The sequence below is a fragment of the Acinetobacter sp. MYb191 genome (genome assembly GCF_037572605.1).
Taxonomy (GTDB): Bacteria; Pseudomonadota; Gammaproteobacteria; order Pseudomonadales; family Moraxellaceae; genus Acinetobacter; species Acinetobacter johnsonii.
Genome location: NZ_JBBGZP010000015.1, coordinates 1 through 17,857, shown reverse-complemented (window position 1 = coordinate 17,857; position 17,857 = coordinate 1). Strand labels below are relative to the sequence as shown.

Genomic DNA, 17,857 nt, shown 5'->3' with positions numbered 1-17,857 from the left:
TTCAAATCTTAAAGATTATTTCGAACCTTTAATCCCTGCTTGAAGTAACAATGCACCTAAACCGCCAATCTTATTTTCTTGAGGTTTAGCCGTTTGCGGCTTCTTGTTTGTCTGGGCACGCTCGCCTTGCGGACGTGATTGTTGTGGACGTTTACCTTGTGGTTTACGTTCACTACGCTCTGTATTTTCACGACGTGGTTGACGCGGAGCTTTAGGCGCTTCAGCACCTTCAGGGCGCATCGACAAATTCACACGATTACGCTCAGCATCTACAGTGAGTACACGAACTTGTACAATTTGCCCTGGCTTCACCACTTTATGCGGATCTGCAACGAATTCATTGGCCAATTCTGAGATATGGACTAAACCGTCTTGGTGTACACCCACATCCACAAAAGCACCGAAGTTCGTCACATTGGTCACGACACCTTCAAGCTGCATGCCTTCAGTCAGTTGCGCAACTTCGGTAATGTCTTCACGGAATTTTGCTGTACGGAACTCTGGACGTGGATCACGACCTGGTTTTTCCAGTTCAGACAGTACATCTTGAATGGTTGGTAAACCAAATTTCTCATCTGCAAATTCTTCAGCATTCACTTGGCGAATGATTTCAGAGTTACCAATGATATCTTTCACTGTCGTCGCTTTCGCTTCAACAATTTTACCGACCAGCGCATAAGACTCTGGGTGAACAGCAGAAGCATCCAGTGGCTCTGAACCATCTTGAATACGTAAGAAACCTGCCGCTTGTTCAAAAGTACGCTCGCCTAAACGTGGCACTTTCTTCAAATCTTGGCGGTTGTCAAAACGGCCATTTTCTTTACGAAAATCGACAATTTGCTGCGCAATCGACTTATTCAAACCTGCGATATAACCCAAGATAGCAGATGATGCAGTATTAACATCCACACCCACTGAGTTCACACAGTCTTCAACGACAGCTTCAAGGGTTTTCGCTAAACCCGTTTGGTTTACATCATGTTGGTACTGACCTACACCAATCGATTTTGGATCGATTTTCACCAGTTCAGCCAATGGGTCTTGTAAACGACGTGCAATCGACACTGCACCACGAATCGACACATCTAACTCTGGTAACTCCGCAGAAGCCAATTCAGATGCTGAATAAACCGATGCACCCGCTTCTGATACAGAAACACGGGTCAGTTTTAAATCACTGTTTGCAGCCATCATTTCAGCCACAACGCTTTCTGTTTCACGGCTCGCTGTACCATTGCCAATGGCAATCAGGTCAACATTGAACTCGCGGCATAAACGGGCAAGTTCTGCAATTGAACCCGCTTTATCATCTTTGGGTGCAAATGGATAAATCGTGCTATGTGCAAGTACATCACCTGATGCATTCACCACAGCCAATTTCACCCCTGTGCGGATGCCAGGGTCCACACCTAAGGTTGTACGTGCGCCCGCAGGTGCAGATAACAACAAATGACGTAAGTTTTCAGCAAAAACATCCATTGCTTCAGACTCAGCGGCAAGACGCTTTTCGGTGAGCAACGAATGTTCGATGCTTGGACGAACCTTACCTAACCAGAACAATTTAGCTGTTTGTTTTAAGTAATCTTGACGTGCTTGCGGCTGTGCAGTTTCAAGGCCATATTCATTTTCAATACGCGCCAATGGTGCATCATCTTCGCCATCAACTTTTAAACCTAAAACGTTTTCTTGACGGCCACGTAACATAGCCAATAAACGGTGTGACGGGACTTTATTTAAATTTTCAGAAAAGTCGAAGTAATCGCGGAATTTTTTGCCAACTTCTTTTTTCTCATCACTTGCCACTAAACTTTTTAAAGTGGCTGTTTTTGCAAACATTGCCTTGAGTTCAGTGGTCAGTGCAATATTCTGCGCCCAGTCATCAATTAGAATATGTTGAATCGCATCCAACTGACTTTCTAGATCTGGGTAATCTTCATGGCTAAAGCCTGCCAATGCTTCAGCTGGATCAACCGCTTCTGCAAAGATTTTTTTTGCAATCGGGCCTAAGCCTGCTTCTTTGGCTTTAAATGATTTACTGGTCCGTTTTGGACGGTACGGTGCGTAAATTTCTTCTAAAGCATTTTTAGTTTCAGCAGCATTTACACGTGCCAATAAATCATCAGACAATTTGTCTTGTTCTTTTAATGATTCGATTACCTTGTCGCGACGTTCAAATAAGTCACGTAAGTAAGCCAAACGTGTATCGAGCTGACGTAACTGCGCATCATCTAAGCCTTGCGTGACTTCTTTACGGTAACGCGCAATAAATGGAACGCTAGCACCTTCATCAATCAACTTGATGGCAGCCTCGATTTGATTTGGACGTACGGCAATTTCTTTTGCCAACTGCTGAACTAAGTCAGTCATCGTATGTGATCCCACAAGGATATGTACTAAAAGCCATGATTATAAAGACCAAGACTATAAAATCCACAACTGTTTTTATTAATTTAATGGCTTAAATGTGACATATTTCAGGCAAATTTCAGAAATCCATCTCATTTTCAGTGTTAAATCTTATTTTTAGGTATTCTTTGCCATTTTTTTCTATGGGCTAAGATGTATACATTTGGTATCTATGTCTTGATTTTACCTGCAATATTTGTTGCTTTAGAGCATAGTAAAGACATACAAATGAGTCGTATACTCAAGACTGTCCCGACTTTTGTTTACGATGACAATAAAGAATAAAGGAGCACTTCAATGAGTTTAGTTGTACCTGCTGAAAAAACAGATGCTGTACATAGCGACGCAGATCGCGTTGAACGCATTTTAGTGGTAGATGACGATGTGCGTTTACGTACGCTACTCCAACGCTTTTTAGAAGATAAAGGCTTTGTGGTGAAAACAGCGCATGACGCAACCCAAATGGATCGTCTATTACAGCGCGAACTGTTTTCACTGATTGTGCTCGACTTCATGCTCCCTGTTGAAGATGGCTTAAGTATCTGCCGTCGTCTACGCCAATCCAATATTGATACGCCTATTATTATGCTTACCGCACGTGGCAGTGACTCAGACCGTATTGCAGGTCTAGAAGCGGGTGCAGATGACTACTTACCGAAACCATTTAATCCAAATGAGTTGTTAGCACGTATTCGCGCCGTACTGCGCCGCCAAGTACGTGAAGTTCCAGGTGCACCAAGCCAACAAATGGAAGTGGTCAGCTTTGGGCCATGGTCACTTGATTTATCAACACGCACCCTAACGCGTGAAGGTCAAGTCGTAACCCTAACTACAGGTGAGTTTGCGGTCCTGAAAGCCTTGGTACAACATCCACGTGAGCCTTTGACTCGCGACAAATTGATGAACCTTGCGCGTGGCCGTGAATGGGGAGCAATGGAACGTTCGATTGATGTTCAAGTATCGCGCCTACGTCGCCTTGTGGAAGAAAACCCTGCTCGTGCACGTTATATTCAAACGGTTTGGGGTGTAGGTTATGTGTTCGTTCCAGACGGCGCGGAATAATAAGCTCTAATAATGTAAACGTTCACCGAACTTATTGTCCCTAAAAGCCATTCGCTGCTGTTTGAGCCAATTTTACTTTCAAGGCTCGTCAACTTTATTGCGAGTTCAGCGAATGGCAAAAGTTTTGGTTACTTTTTAAAAAGTAACAGAATGAGCTCCTTCTATTACTGATAAAAACGGCAAAACTCTGCTGTATCTTTCAGTAACATTGATAAAAAATAGTCCACAGGAAGCTGGCGTGAAACTCGAACCCATCGACCCTCAGAAGTTTACAGATTACGAAGCGTATTCAGAACGGAAACGCACGCGCTGGGAACGCTTTTTAGATAAAATCAAGCCGCGTTCTGCTGCCATGCGTACCACCGTACTAGTACTCTTCATTGTATTTTTCAGTTTATTTATGTCTTTGTGGTTCTTTTGGCGCACCTTATATCTTCCAGAAATCCAACAACATGCTCGTTATCTTGCTGTTGAAATAGAAATTCTCAACAACCCCGATTTACGGATTTATCATCAAAATACTGAAGTCGATGTCGATGACTGGCTAAGAAGCCGAGTTGGCATTGAATACGTCACCGATCCCAAAGAATATCCCAATGTCAAAGATAAGGTCATCGCCGAATTCTTTACCAACCAAATTGAAGCTAAGTTGGCCAAAGAATTAAAAGTCGAACATGCCACAGTATATTTCCAGTTTAAACCCAGCCCGCGTATTTGGATTCAAACTCCTGAAATGAACGGCAACTGGGTCCGCGAACCACTGAAAACCTATGCCAACTACAGCCCTGAGTTAATTTTCGGTTGGCTGCTTGGCGTACCACTTATTGCAGCAGCCATTATTTTAACCTTGGTTCGTCAGCTCAATCGCCCACTGCGCCGTCTGCAAAATGCTGCCAATAGTTATAGTAAAACAGGCACAGCGCCGTATTTAGAAACCAATCACGGCCCTCAAGAAATTCGCGAGGTCAACCAAGCGTTTAATCACATGATCTATACCCTAGATCAAACTGAACGTGACCGTCGGATTATGTTGGCAGGGATTTCACATGACTTACGCACTCCTCTGACCCGTATTCGACTCAGTGCGGAAATGATGCCCGATGATGATTTTTTAAAAGAAGGACTGATTTATGACGTTGAAGATATGGACGCAATCTTAAATCAGTTCATTTCCTATATGCGTGACGGCTCGGATGAGGAAATCCAAGACACCGATTTAAATATGCTGTTACAAGAATTGGTGGTGCAATTCAAACCATTGGATATTCGTTTTGAACCTGCTGAATTACCGATTATTCAAGCACGTAGCCTGTCTCTTAAACGCCTGATTGGTAATTTGATTAATAATTCAAAACGCTACGGTGCTGAGCCGATTGAACTTTCCGCAACAGTGGAAAATGAACATATTTTAATTAGCGTAGCAGACCATGGTGAAGGTATTCCTGATGATCAAATTGAAGAACTCATGCAACCTTTTGTACGTGGGAATGAAGCCAGAACAGTTCAAGGTAGTGGTTTAGGTCTCGCCATTGTGAAGCGCATTGTCGACATTCACCAAGGTCAACTCAGCATTCATAATCGGGAACAAGGCGGACTTGAAGCAATTATTTCGCTGCCTCTTCATCACAATCAAGATGTTGAAATTTCCAGCAACAACCCACTCGAAAAATTAAAGCAAACCTTGGTTGAGCATTTTTAAACTTTGTACAATAGTTGATCAAACGATTTTGTTCAACTATTCAACAATTTAATTTTACCAAATATATTTCAACCACTTACAAATCATCAGAATCCCTTATACCAACATTTTTTCAAAAAATTAGACCTTAGCCTAACAGGTATGCACAATGTCGTTCTTGATCGGTACAATCGGTGCCAGATCCAGAATATTAACGAGAGTAAACCATGTCTTTAGATCGTATCCGTTTAGCTTCACTTCACGATAAAGTCATCAGTGCAGAAGAAGCGTCTGCTTTTATTGAAGATGGCATGACTGTAGGTATGAGTGGCTTCACTCGTGCTGGCGAAGCGAAAGCTGTACCTTTGGCATTGGTTAAACGTGCACACACAAATCCTTTAAAAATCACATTAATTACTGGTGCTTCTTTAGGTAATGACCTAGACAAGCAATTGACTGAAGCGGGTGTATTGGCACGTCGTTTACCGTTCCAAGTGGACAACACTTTACGTAAAGCCATTAACAATGGCGAAGTGATGTTCATTGACCAACACTTGTCTGAAACTGTTGAGCAAATGCGTAACCTTCAGTTGAAAAAGCCAGATGTAGCGATCATTGAAGCGGTTGCGATCACTGAAGATGGTGGCATCATTCCAACAACGTCTGTAGGTAACTCTGCAAGTTTTGCAATTTTCGCAGAAAAAGTGATTGTTGAAATCAACACCAACTTAAGCCCAGCATTTGAAGGCTTACACGATATTTACATCCCAACTTACCGTCCGACCCGTCAACCGATTCCATTGACTCAAGTAGATGAGCGTATTGGTACGCACGCGATCAATATCGATCCTGCAAAAATCGTGGGTATCGTCATCAACAACGACTTGCACGACTCTCCATCAACAGTAACTGCGCCAGATGATGAAACTCAAGGCATTGCAGATCACTTAATCGCATTCTTTGAAAAAGAAGTGGCTGAAGAGCGTCTACCGAAAAACTTAGGCCCATTACAAGCAGGGATTGGCTCAATTGCCAATGCTGTACTTACAGGCCTTAAAGATTCGAACTTCGAAGACCTCGTGATGTATTCAGAAGTCCTACAAGACTGTACCTTTGAATTGATTGATGCAGGTAAAATGAAGTTTGCTTCAGGTTCATCAATTACCCTTTCAGCTAAATACGGCGAGAAAGTATTTAATAACCTTGAAGCCTACAAAGATAAATTGGTTTTACGTCCGCAAGAGATCTCAAACCACCCTGAATTGGTTCGTCGTTTAGGTATTATCGGCATCAATACTGCACTTGAATTTGATATTTACGGTAACGTAAACTCAACTCACGTCTGTGGTACAAAAATGATGAATGGTATCGGTGGTTCAGGTGACTTCGCACGTAATGCGCACTTGGCAATCTTCGTGACCAAATCAATTGCAAAAGGTGGCGACATTTCTTCAATCGTTCCATTTGCATCACACGTTGACCATGCAGAGCACGACGTGGACATCCTTGTCACTGAACAAGGTCTGGCAGATCTTCGTGGTTTAGCGCCACGTGAGCGTGCTCGTGCGATTATCGACAACTGTGCACACCCACTTTACCGTGATGCATTAAATGATTACTTTGATCGTTCATGTGCAAAAGGTGGTCATACTCCACACTTACTTCGTGAAGCACTTTCTTGGCACTCTAACTTCGAAGAAACAGGTCACATGCTTCCTGTTCAAGCAGAAGCGAAATCTGCTTAATTTAAAGTTTTAAAAAACGCCCGATTGGGCGTTTTTTTATGGCTGATGAAAAGTGTAAGAAAACACTTATCAAAATAAAAAAACTCAATTAATCTAAAGGCATCCAAAAATAAAAATGCCAAGCTCATGTTCATTATTCGCCCCTATCTCGAAACAGATTTAGAAGACGTCATTGCACTTTGGGAGGTATGCGACCTCACTCGCCCTTGGAATAACCCTGAAATTGATATTTTTAGAAAAACTGCGCAAAAAGATGGTTTATTTTTACTGGCTGTTAAAGATGAACAACTCATCGCCACATTGATGGGTGGTTATGATGGCCATCGCGGCTGGATTAATTATTTGGCAGTACATCCACACTTTCAACGCAATGGAGTCGCAACTGCACTCATACAGCAGCTCGAGAAGCGCCTGATTGCCTTAGGTTGCCCCAAACTACAACTGCTTGTACGTAAAGAAAACATCGACGTGCAAAGCTTCTATGAGCAGCTAGGCTATGAGGAAATCGAAGTCGTGTGCTTTGGTAAACGTCTGATTGCCGATTAAGCTCAGACACTCAATGCGCCGATACAGGTAGACGACCCAATCTTAAAAAAATTGGAAATTTAAGCTCAAAGAGTTGGTTCGCGTGATCATCCAACGTAAAGAATGCTTTGAACTCATATAAGGGGTCATCTGAATTTTTCGCTCGATAATGTTTCAGTGCAGACCATGTATTTAAATAATCCAACAATTGAGCAGCAGACCATTGAAATGACATCGACAATTCAGACGTCGCTATTTCCTCAAAGGGAAAAGGAATGGTTTGATAGGCCTCGTCGATATAACGTCGTTCTGCATCCCAATAGCCTCTCAAAGTCTTAAAATAAAGTCGTTCAATACAGCCCTGTAACTCAGGTTGCTGCAGCTGTATCAAACCATAGCCAATGACCGCCAAAATGCCTTCAGGTCGTAAAGTCCGCAGCACCTCTGCATAAAAACCATCAAAATCAAACCAATGAATGGCTTGGGCCACCGTGATTAAATCAAAACTCTGCTCAGCAAAACTGGTGTGCTCTGCAGACTGAACTTGATAACTGACATTTTCAAAATAAGGTGCTTGTTGTAACTGATGAGCACTGATATCTGTCGCCACCACGGCATCAAAATGCGGCGCCAACAATTGAGTCAATTGCCCCGACCCTGCGCCACAGTCCCATGCAAATTGAGGAGTCGCCACATGCTTGAGTATTTCTTGAATCAAACTTGCTGGATAACTTGGACGTGCGAGTTGATAAAGCTGACTTCCCGATGAAAAAAGGTCTTTCATAAGCCATTCTCAGTCTTCTTTTTGACTCAAAATTAGCACATTTTCCATTAACTAAAGCATGATGTTGTCCAACACCTTATACAATCCTACTTTTCATGGGACAAAAAAAGCCCCAAACATTGTTTGAGGCTTTTTTGAATATGGTGGCGAGACCCAGGATCGAACTGGGGACACACGGATTTTCAATCCGTTGCTCTACCTACTGAGCTATCACGCCGATGCCGTGTATTAAGCCGTATCTCGGATGAATAGTCAATAAAAATCATCACTTTTTTATTTGATCGGATAAATTTCAGGCAAAAAAAATCCCTGATGGGATCAGGGATTGAAATCTTTAAATAAGATTTTGAATATGGTGGCGAGACCCAGGATCGAACTGGGGACACACGGATTTTCAATCCGTTGCTCTACCTACTGAGCTATCACGCCGATGTCGCGTATTAAACAGTTTAAGCGAAGCAGCGTCAAGTCCGTTTTCAAAAAAACCATTTGAGTGTTTACTTTTACAGCAAACTCAGCACCCTTCGTACATTTTTTGAGTCATTCTTTACACTTAAAGCGCATTACCATCGCTATTCATGAAAAAAAGCAGCCCAAAGACTGCTTTAAAAAAGCTTAAATTTTACCAATGTGCTCTAAGCAACGGTGAATCGCACCACAACCCGGCTCGAACACTTTCACACCTTTGGCTTCTTCCATTCGACAAACTTCTTCAACCAGCCGCTCCGCAACCCCTCGTCCACGGTTAGCAGGATGTACTACGATGTATTCTAAGGTTTTATTTTCACCCTGCCCACTACACCAAATGGCACCAATGACTTTAGTATTAAATTCTGCGGTGTAAAGTAAGGTATACTGAGCTAGATTTTGCTCAAGTTGTTCTACGGCATCATGCCCATCGCCAAATTCAGGACTGGTGTCGTACAGTCGCTCTAGCTGGCTGCGCAACTCTTCTTTTTCCAGTGAAGTATAAGCGTGTACGGTAATAGGCATTGATAAACCCTCCTGAGCAATCTAATATGCGGTGACTTCGTTACGGCGAAACATTTTACATCAATTATTTGACGTCTTTGAGGAACGTGTCTATGACAGAACGTATCAGTGAAGTGGTAAGAAATACCAACGAAACCAAAATTCGAGTTCGTGTAAACCTCGATGGTACGGGTCAAGGCACGCTCAACACAGGTATTCCCTTTTTAGATCATATGATTGATCAAATCAAGCGACATGGCTTATTTGATATTGATATTGAATGTGATGGCGACTTGGAAATTGATGATCACCACACGGTTGAAGACTGTGGTATCACGCTTGGACAGGCTTTTGCCAAAGCTTTAGGTGACAAAAAAGGTTTACGTCGTTACGGTCATTTTTATGCACCGTTAGATGAATCTTTAAGCCGTGCTGTGGTGGACTTATCAGGCCGTCCGGGTTTGTTTATGGATATTCCATTTACCCGCGCCATGATTGGTCGTTTTGATGTGGATCTCTTCTCTGAGTTTTTCCAAGGCTTTGTGAACCATGCGCTCATGACAGTACACATTGATAACCTCAAAGGGAAAAATAGTCACCACCAAATTGAAAGTGTGTTCAAAGCATTTGCGCGTGCACTTCGTATGGCCTGTGAAATTGACCCACGTGCAACCAACACCATTGCTTCAACCAAAGGTAGTTTGTAATGACCCGTATTGCCCTTCTTGACTATGGTATGGGTAACCTACACTCAGCAGCAAAAGCGCTTGAGCATGTTGGTGCAACGGTCGATGTGACCAATGATCCCAAGTTAGTGGCTCAAGCTGATAAAATTGTGTTCCCTGGCGTAGGTGCTATGCGTGACTGTATGCAAGGCATGCATGAAGCAGGGATTGATGAAGTCGTTCGTCATGCAGCATTTAATAAGCCTGTATTAGCGATTTGTGTCGGTATGCAAGCGCTGATGCAACGCTCTGAAGAAAATGGCGGAGTCGATGCTCTCGGTATTTTTGAAGGCAGTGTGAAACGCTTTCCTGATGTAGACGGCTTGAAAGTACCCCATATGGGTTGGAACCAAGTTCATCAGGCTGATCCGAGTCATCCAATGTGGAAAGACATTGAGCAAGATGCACGTTTTTACTTCGTGCACAGCTTTTATGTTGAACCGAAGAACTCTGGTATTGTGGCGGCGACCTGTGACTACGGTTTAGAGTTCTGCACGGCAATTCATCAAGAAAATTTGTTTGCGACACAGTTTCACCCTGAAAAAAGTCATACTGCAGGTTTGCAACTGCTGAAAAACTTTGTGGAATGGAAAATTTAATTCATTCCCGCTTCTGTTTGATTGGAAAAGCTCAACTTCGGTTGGGCTTTTGTTTATCCAAAATTGATGCATCTAGGCTCAAAATAAATCAGAAACAGCTTAAGTAAATGAGGCGTGTGACCCCGCTCCTGTGCCTTTCAATGTATAAAATCTTTGCTTTACAGCAGACTAGTGTACTCAAGATGGCTGAGATGCCTTTTCATTGTCACCAAATTTGATTATGCTTTGCCTGCTTTTTAGACATTTTTATTTATAAAAAACTTAATTTACAACGATAAGGTAAGTCACTATGACTCAATATGCACAAGAATCTGCGCTGAATGCCGCAGGTCGTTTCGGACGTTTTTCATACCTAGCATGGAACTGTCTACTTGCCATTGTAGCGTCAATTATTCTTGGTATTTTCATCGCCATCTTTCCTAATACATTTGTGAACTTGGAAACAGGCAACTTCGGTGGCGGCATGATTTTTATCGTCCTGATCTATGTTGCGCTGATGTACTTCACTTTTGTATTTACTATTCGTCGCCTACATGACCGCAACCATACGGGCTGGTTATCACTGTTGATGTTGGTGCCTCTTGCCAACGTGATCCTAATGCTTTACCTGATTTTCGCACCAGGTGATGATCGTAGCAACAGCTATGGCTCACCACGCCCAACGGCAGGCTGGGAAGCCGTTTTGGCATGGATTTACATCATGATTTTCGTTTTAGCAATTATCGGCGGTATTGCGGCTGGTTTTATGTCCTAAAATCACCTGTGCAAAACAGCCTGCCTAAGTCGGCTGTTTTGCTAAATCAATGCAAAAGCTTTAGGCTTAAGCAACAATGGCATAGTCAAAGCATGATGGATTCTTCTTTTCAACACATCCTTCCCAGTAAAGTCGAAATTCAACAATTTCCTCGTTTTCAAAATTTGCCAAAACAAGCAATTCATGTCATTCAAAACTTAGAACAGTGTGAAGCAATCCGCGCTGAACTGGAACAGGTTTCCATCTTCGGTTTCGACAGCGAGTCCAAACCGACCTTTCAAGTCGGAGAAGTCTCCACGGGTCCGCATCTCATTCAACTGGCCAGCGTCGAGCAGGCTTATTTGTTTCAAATGAGCCCGCCTATTTGGGCTTTTTTAGCCCCATTTTTGGCAAATCCCACCCAGTTCAAAGTGGGCTTTGGTTTAAAAAATGATGCCCATCTGTTCCGTAAAAAAGGTTTTGAGCTCAAGGGCGTGGTTGAGCTGTCAAAATGCTTTGCCAGCTTTGGTTTGACCAACCCTGTCGGCATTAAAAATGCCATCGCCCTGCTGTTTCAACTCAACTTCCCCAAAAGCAAAAAAGTCAGCACTTCAAATTGGGCGAGGAAAATACTCACGCCTGAACAAGTTGACTATGCCGCTGCCGATGCCTATGCGGCGCTGTTGGTTTTTGAAGAATTGCGGCGTTTAGAGCGACTCCCAAAAGATATTTACAAAGAATTAGAAAAACAACAAAACCTTGTCGTCATGAAAAGCTGTAACAGATGCTTAGAAAATTGCCAATACTTTGCTAAGATGACGGACATTGATTTTATTTAAGATTTGGCTAGGAGCGAAAGCATGCTGATCATCCCTGCAATTGACCTGAAAGATGGCAAATGTGTTCGTTTAAAACAAGGTCGTATGGAAGACGATACGGTTTTTTCTGATGATCCTGTTGCAACTGCACAGCACTGGGTAAATGAAGGCGCGCGTCGCTTACATTTGGTCGATTTAAATGGTGCTTTCGCTGGTACGCCAATTCATAAACCTGTGGTTGAAGCCATTGCTCGCGCACAACCTGAACTGCCAATTCAAATTGGCGGCGGTATTCGCTCACTAGAAACTATTGAACACTACTTAGAAGCGGGTGTGTCTTTTGTCATTATTGGCACCAAAGCTGTTCAAAACCCTGAGTTTGTTGAAGAAGCATGTAAGAAATTTGCAGGTCATATCATTGTCGGCATTGATGCCATGAATGGCATGGTGGCCACCGATGGTTGGGCCAATGTGACCGATGTGAAAGCAACCGATTTGGCCAAACGTTTTGCCGATGCGGGCGTATCGAGCATTGTCTATACCGACATTGCACGTGACGGGATGATGCAAGGGGTCAATGTTGAGCAAACTGTTCAACTGGCACAATACTCTGGCCTACCTGTGATTGCATCAGGTGGTGTGACCAACCTTGATGACGTACGTAACCTCAAAGGTCAACCTGGTATTTTGGGTGCAATTACCGGTCGTGCGATTTACGAAGGCAATTTAAACCTACGTGAAGCACAATTGCTGTTAGATGAACAATCGCTCTAATTGTAGAATTTAAAAAAGAGGTCTATGGACCTCTTTTTTATTCATTAAATGTTGGCGTATAAAATCTGCTGCTTAATAAATCACATTACGAATAAATTTTAACGGTACAGTTCCACGGTTGATGTATTGGTATTCGATGGCACTGGAAAAAACAATCGACTCTCCTACCCCCAAGACTTTTATGTCACCTGCCAAATCCAAAGTTAACTCCCCCTCCATCACATAGAGCATCTCACGCCAACCGACTGGGTCAGGTTCTGCACTATAGTGCTCATTTGGGGCAAGCACCCATGTCCACAATTCAACTTTTTGTGTTGCTGCCGCCGAGGCCATTAATTTTGCTTCACTGTGTGCTTGTGTACCCTGCCAAGCCAGAACGTTGACGACCGCTTGACCTTGCTGTTCAGGTGCAGCAATCATCTGTACAAAATCGACCTCAAGCACATCGGCAATCAAGCTGAGTTTCGCCAAACTAATATTGTCCTGTCCTGATTCAACCCCAGCCACCATGCGACGGCTTAAACCAGCCAAATCCGCTAGTTGTTGCTGGCTCAAGCCTTTTAAGCTTCGATAATGACGCACATTTTGACTGACGTGTTGTAGTACCGCAGGAGACTTCATAGAGATAAATCAAAAAACATTGAGCAATATATTGCACACAAAAACAAAGCATGACAAGCTATGTGCAATATATTGCACACCAGTTCTTTTATGTTGAATACTCAGCTCGGTTCTAAAGCGCCTGTCATTGCACTGATTCTAATTACCTTTATTTGGGGCGGTACCTTCTTGGCCGTGAAATATGCCTTAAATTTCAGCTCCCCCATGTTCTTTGTGGGTTGTCGTTTCGCCTGCGCCGCGACAATTATTGGCTTATTTTCCTATCAGCATTTAAAGCACATCACCCGACAGGACTTATGGGCAGGTGCATTGATTGGCTGTATGATCACTATTGGCTATGGCACACAAACAGTCGGACTACAAACAGTCAGTAGCAGTGAATCTGCCTTTTTAACTGCACTATATGTGCCTTTGGTACCTGTATTGTTGTGGCTGATCTTTCGTAAAGTGCCCCATTTTATGATTTGGATTGGTGCGCTCTGTGCATTTATGGGCTTAGTCTTACTTACAGGCAATAGCCTGAATTCAATTTCACTGAATTTTGGCCAGACCTTAACTCTACTCGGTGCAATCGCTATAGCGATGGAAATTATCCTGATTGGTTATTTTGCCCCAACAGTCGATATTGGTCGAGTGACGGTGATTCAACTGGCGGTTGCCTCTGCGCTCGCCTTTGCAGCCATGCCATTGGCAGGTGAACACCGCATTCCAGACTTTTCATGGCCTTTACTGAGTATCGCACTCGGCTTGGGTCTTGCCAGTGCCGTGATTCAATATGTAATGAATTGGGCACAGCGCTCAGTCAATCCATCTCAAGCGGCAATTATTTATGCAGGAGAGCCTGTATGGGCGGCACTGTTTGGGCGTCTTGCAGGAGAACGCTTAGCACCACTGGCTTTGTTGGGCGGGCTTTTGGTGGTGTTTGGCATTATGATCAGTGAATGGAAACCAAAACTGCTGAAGTCGAAAAAGAACGTCGAACAACTTTAGCCCATCTCCGAAACGCAAAAACTGCTGAATCGAGTGATCAATGGCCATCGATTCAGTAGCTCAGTCAGGTGGTTAGAATGACACCATCTTGCCCGGATTAATCATTGCTCCGAGTCCATACATGCTTTTGGCTATTGGAATGACCAACGGCGCCAGTGCACGGCCAAAAGGAATGTTCTGATGTTGAATACGGGTCAACATATTAAAGTCATCACTCTGACCGCAGAAATCATCCGCAATGGCTTTACCAATACGCACCGTTTGCGCAACACCATGTCCACTCCACCCCTGAACAGCATAGATTGGGTATTGGCTGCCAAATTTGCGACTATCTGCGGCACCATTAACGGTTAAATCGGTCGTGCCACTCCACACAAAATCAAGCTGGACCTGCTCTAACTGAGGAAATACGTGTTGAATACGTCCTAGCAAATAGTCATGGGTTTGTTCAGGACCCCAACACGAACCCGTGCCTTCACCGCCAAATAACAATCGGTTTTTTGAGACCCCGCGGTAGTAATCAATTTGAAACTGGGTGTCGTATACAGGCAGATCCGTCGGCAAAAGTTCTTTCAAATTCAATGCTAAAGGCGCAGTGGTACACACATAAGTATAAAAAGGAATGGTGGTTTGATTGCGTTCTTCTAATAGTTTAAATGAGGCATGATGTACGCCCATCACCACACTTTTACGTGCTTTAATCACGCCTTGCGCTGTGGTCACATAAATACCATCGGCACGTTCTTGGATTGACTGTACTTCTGTCTGTTCATAAATCGTGCCACCGTTTTGACAAAAGCCATAAGCCAAACCACGCGTCAGTGCTAAAGGATGAATATGTCCCCCGAGCTGATCCAATTGACCGCCAAAATAGTTGTCGGATTGCACATGCTCACGTAATTCATCTTGGGTCAGCATTGTGGTATTTTTTTCGTCTAAATACTGACGTGCTTTCATCCCTTCACGCAGTGCATCTAAATGTCCAGGGTGTACCGCAGCCGTCAAGTGTCCATGTTTACGTTGCACATCTAAGTCATATTTTTCAGTGATACTATCAATCAAAGCCATCGCTTCCGTTGAGGTAAAGTGCCATAACTTTTTAGCCTCTTCAAAGCTGAAGTGCTCAATCATGGTTTCGGCTTCCCAACGTGCCAATCCCGGTGTGAGTTGCCCACCATTGCGCCCTGAGGCGGCACTGCCCACTCGGTTTTTTTCAACCAAGACCGTATCGACACCCTGCTCCGATAAATGCAGTGCAGCCGATGCTCCCAGTAAGCCACCGCCTATAACGACCACGTCACATTCGATATCCGCATTTAAAGGCTCAAACTCATGCCATGCTTGTAACGAGCTTTCGTAGTAATTGGCTGGATGACTAAACGCAGCACGCTGCGGGTTCAACCAATTCCACTCTTTACCACTTTGCATTGCAGAACTGGTTTTGTATTCAACGTCGTCTAAAAATGTCGGTTTATTCATCTTCATTTCATTCACACTCAATATTTATCTCATTTTCATGCAGGGTTTAATATGCATTTCCAATCACAATGTTTTGTCTTTTCAATTTCTTATAAATAAATAGACCAATGCCTATCGCCAGCCAAGCGCAACCAAAAATTAGCGCATTTCGTTCTAAATTGACCCAAAGGCAAAGCATCACCAATACAGATAACAAGGGAAGAATCAAATTGAGGCATTTGTTTTTAATGCCTTGGGTTTGTTTTTCCAACAGATAGAACTTCACAAAAACCGAGAAATTCACCGCCGTAAAGGCAATCAAAGCACCGAAGCTAATCATGCTGACCACCGTCGCAAGATCTAGAAAAATGGCCGATAGCGAAATCAAGCCAATACTTAAGACGGCATAAAGTGGCGTACCTAATTTTGCATGGAGCTGCCCAAAGGTTGCTTTGGGGAAAATGCCATCCTTCGCCATAATATGAATCAGACGTGAAGCACTGGCATGAGTGGCTAAACCTGAAGCGAAGGTATTCATGATTTGGGCACATAAAAATACGGCTTGGAAAAGTGCTCCCCCCACATAGAGGACAATTTCAGGTAAGGCTTCGTCAGGGTTGTTAAAACGCACATTGCTTGGAAAATACAGCTGGATAAACCATGAGGCACTAATAAAAATTCCGCCCCCGAGCAACGTGGTAAGCAGCACGGCACGTGGAATATTCTTTTGCGGATCTTTGGTTTCATGGGACATGGTCGTGACCGCATCAAAACCCAAAAATGAAAAACATAAAATCGATGCACCCGCAATCAAAGGCAAAACAGAACTGTCTCCATTAAACAGCGGGGCTAAAGTCAGTACATGATCATAGCCTTGTTCAGAACCCACGCCTTGAATGACTAGATAGATAAATAAAACCATCAGCAGTAAGGGTAAAAGTACAAACAACAGACTTAAATTCGCCAAAATATTGATTCGGAAACAGTTAATAAGCGTAACCAAACCCGTGAATACAACCACCCAGACCCAATACGGCACACTCGGGATCACAGCTTCTAAGTAAATACTTGCCAATAAGGCATTCACCAAGGGCAACAAAATATAATCTAGCAGTGAACACCAGCCGACAAAAAAGCCTGCTTTGGCTCCACACGACTGTGCCGTGTAGTTATAGGCAGAACCTGAGTCACCACTGATTCGGCTAAAACGTGCATAACTAAATGCGGTCAGTAACATTGCAACCAACGCCAAAATATAAGCCAATGGCACACGCCCATCGGTAATCCCAGACACAATCCCAAAGGTATCAAACACGACCATCGGGGTCATATAGGCCACACCAATAATGACCACTTGCCATAGTGACATTTTCTTTAAAGAAAAATCTGCATTTTTCACCGAAATCACCATCTTTCATTTTTAATCTAGTGATTTTGGTTTTTGCAACAACTATGCCATATAATAACAGCTTCGCTATTTTAAAAATATTGAATTAAATGCCAAAGTACGATTTAGAAACCCGAAAAGCAGCGATTCAACGCTATAAACTCACGGATTATAAGGTTGCAGTTTGCAAGGAATTTAACATCTCTCGTGTGACCTTAGACGCATGGATTAAGCTCGAAGAAGAAACAGGCGGCTTGTCTCCAAAAGTAGCCAACAGCCGTGGAGCACCCAGCCATATTAAAGACTGGAGTGCATTTCAAGTATTTGTTAAAAATACAAAATTTCAAAATATTAGCGATTTAGTTCCACTTTTTGAACAACACTTTGGCTATTCGGTTTCTTATGCAGTTTTGGTTCGTGCCATCCATGTTTTGGGGCTAAAACGTCGTCGAGGAAGATTCTACGCTTAGTCAAAAAAGGACTATTTTTTATAATATTCTCTACGTATTAATTCATATAAATAACTGTACATTAATGTAATGTTAATTTATTAAAAATGTAAATTATAATTATTAAAAAA

At 43.1% G+C, this 17,857-nt stretch carries 17 protein-coding genes and 2 tRNA genes; 11 read left to right on the top strand and 8 right to left on the bottom strand.

Going from position 1 to position 17,857, the window contains the following annotated elements; genetic code table 11:
* Positions 1–15: 15 nt before the first annotated feature.
* Positions 16–2,367, bottom strand: coding sequence for a Tex family protein (locus tag WH214_RS10250; protein ID WP_339422058.1), 2,352 nt, complete (start codon positions 2,365–2,367; stop codon positions 16–18).
* A gap of 336 nt (positions 2,368–2,703) precedes the next feature.
* On the opposite strand from WH214_RS10250, the gene ompR reads away from it, so the two are divergent.
* From ompR to WH214_RS10230, 4 genes are all read left to right on the top strand, one after another.
* Entirely contained in the window at positions 2,704–3,468 is a 765-nt protein-coding gene (gene ompR / locus WH214_RS10245) for an osmolarity response regulator transcription factor OmpR (RefSeq protein WP_004691545.1), read from the top strand.
* 238 nt (positions 3,469–3,706) lie between these two features.
* The gene (locus tag WH214_RS10240) at positions 3,707–5,167 is read left to right on the top strand and encodes an ATP-binding protein (protein WP_125273607.1); all 1,461 of its coding nucleotides are present in this window, start codon (positions 3,707–3,709) and stop codon (positions 5,165–5,167) included.
* 206 nt (positions 5,168–5,373) lie between these two features.
* A complete protein-coding gene (locus WH214_RS10235) occupies positions 5,374–6,891 on the top strand; it encodes an acetyl-CoA hydrolase/transferase family protein (RefSeq protein ID WP_339422057.1) in 1,518 nt (505 codons plus the stop codon).
* Positions 6,892–7,017: 126 nt separating this feature from the next.
* The gene (locus tag WH214_RS10230) at positions 7,018–7,437 is read left to right on the top strand and encodes a GNAT family acetyltransferase (RefSeq protein WP_004691549.1); all 420 of its coding nucleotides are present in this window, start codon (positions 7,018–7,020) and stop codon (positions 7,435–7,437) included.
* Positions 7,438–7,447: 10 nt separating this feature from the next.
* Here the strand turns inward: WH214_RS10230 and WH214_RS10225 are convergent, their stop codons facing one another.
* The 4 genes from WH214_RS10225 to WH214_RS10210 all read right to left on the bottom strand — a co-directional run bounded on the left by WH214_RS10225 (position 7,448) and on the right by WH214_RS10210 (position 9,193).
* Complete coding sequence (locus WH214_RS10225) at positions 7,448–8,200, bottom strand: class I SAM-dependent methyltransferase (RefSeq protein ID WP_339422056.1); 753 nt, start codon at positions 8,198–8,200, stop codon at positions 7,448–7,450.
* A 141-nt stretch (positions 8,201–8,341) separates the two neighbouring features.
* Positions 8,342–8,417 (bottom strand) — tRNA-Phe (locus tag WH214_RS10220).
* A gap of 136 nt (positions 8,418–8,553) precedes the next feature.
* Positions 8,554–8,629, bottom strand: a tRNA-Phe gene (locus tag WH214_RS10215).
* A gap of 186 nt (positions 8,630–8,815) precedes the next feature.
* Complete coding sequence (locus WH214_RS10210) at positions 8,816–9,193, bottom strand: GNAT family N-acetyltransferase (protein ID WP_004691552.1); 378 nt, start codon at positions 9,191–9,193, stop codon at positions 8,816–8,818.
* 92 nt (positions 9,194–9,285) lie between these two features.
* Here WH214_RS10210 and hisB point away from each other — a divergent pair, with 92 nt between their 5' ends.
* From hisB to hisA, 5 genes are all read left to right on the top strand, one after another.
* The gene (gene hisB, locus WH214_RS10205) at positions 9,286–9,879 is read left to right on the top strand and encodes an imidazoleglycerol-phosphate dehydratase HisB (protein WP_004691554.1); all 594 of its coding nucleotides are present in this window, start codon (positions 9,286–9,288) and stop codon (positions 9,877–9,879) included.
* The gene (gene hisH, locus WH214_RS10200) at positions 9,879–10,496 is read left to right on the top strand and encodes an imidazole glycerol phosphate synthase subunit HisH (RefSeq protein WP_004691555.1); all 618 of its coding nucleotides are present in this window, start codon (positions 9,879–9,881) and stop codon (positions 10,494–10,496) included. The genes hisB and hisH overlap by 1 nt, the downstream gene beginning before the upstream one ends.
* Before the next feature lie 289 nt (positions 10,497–10,785).
* Complete coding sequence (locus WH214_RS10195; protein WP_339422055.1) at positions 10,786–11,250, top strand: DUF805 domain-containing protein; 465 nt, start codon at positions 10,786–10,788, stop codon at positions 11,248–11,250.
* A 92-nt stretch (positions 11,251–11,342) separates the two neighbouring features.
* Positions 11,343–12,068, top strand: a complete 726-nt coding sequence (locus WH214_RS10190) for a 3'-5' exonuclease (protein ID WP_339993299.1) — start codon at positions 11,343–11,345, stop codon at positions 12,066–12,068.
* Between the two features lie 21 nt (positions 12,069–12,089).
* Complete coding sequence (gene hisA, locus WH214_RS10185) at positions 12,090–12,821, top strand: 1-(5-phosphoribosyl)-5-[(5-phosphoribosylamino)methylideneamino]imidazole-4-carboxamide isomerase (protein WP_339422053.1); 732 nt, start codon at positions 12,090–12,092, stop codon at positions 12,819–12,821.
* Between the two features lie 72 nt (positions 12,822–12,893).
* On the opposite strand, the gene WH214_RS10180 is transcribed toward hisA, so the two are convergent.
* The gene (locus WH214_RS10180; protein ID WP_339422052.1) at positions 12,894–13,442 is read right to left on the bottom strand and encodes a helix-turn-helix domain-containing protein; all 549 of its coding nucleotides are present in this window, start codon (positions 13,440–13,442) and stop codon (positions 12,894–12,896) included.
* A 90-nt stretch (positions 13,443–13,532) separates the two neighbouring features.
* Here WH214_RS10180 and WH214_RS10175 point away from each other — a divergent pair, with 90 nt between their 5' ends.
* Entirely contained in the window at positions 13,533–14,432 is a 900-nt protein-coding gene (locus WH214_RS10175) for a DMT family transporter (protein ID WP_339422051.1), read from the top strand.
* Between the two features lie 72 nt (positions 14,433–14,504).
* On the opposite strand, the gene WH214_RS10170 is transcribed toward WH214_RS10175, so the two are convergent.
* Both WH214_RS10170 and WH214_RS10165 read right to left on the bottom strand, forming a co-directional pair.
* On the bottom strand, positions 14,505–15,917 hold the full coding sequence (locus WH214_RS10170) for an NAD(P)/FAD-dependent oxidoreductase (RefSeq protein ID WP_159128586.1): 1,413 nt from the start codon (positions 15,915–15,917) through the stop codon (positions 14,505–14,507).
* 40 nt (positions 15,918–15,957) lie between these two features.
* Positions 15,958–17,301, bottom strand: coding sequence for an APC family permease (locus WH214_RS10165; RefSeq protein WP_159128587.1), 1,344 nt, complete (start codon positions 17,299–17,301; stop codon positions 15,958–15,960).
* Positions 17,302–17,387: 86 nt separating this feature from the next.
* Between WH214_RS10165 and WH214_RS10160 the strand changes: the two genes are divergently transcribed.
* Positions 17,388–17,747 carry a transposase gene (locus WH214_RS10160; protein ID WP_005401389.1) on the top strand — a complete coding sequence of 120 codons (360 nt, stop codon included), beginning with the start codon at positions 17,388–17,390 and terminating at the stop codon, positions 17,745–17,747.
* The last annotated feature ends 110 nt before the right edge of the window (positions 17,748–17,857 follow it).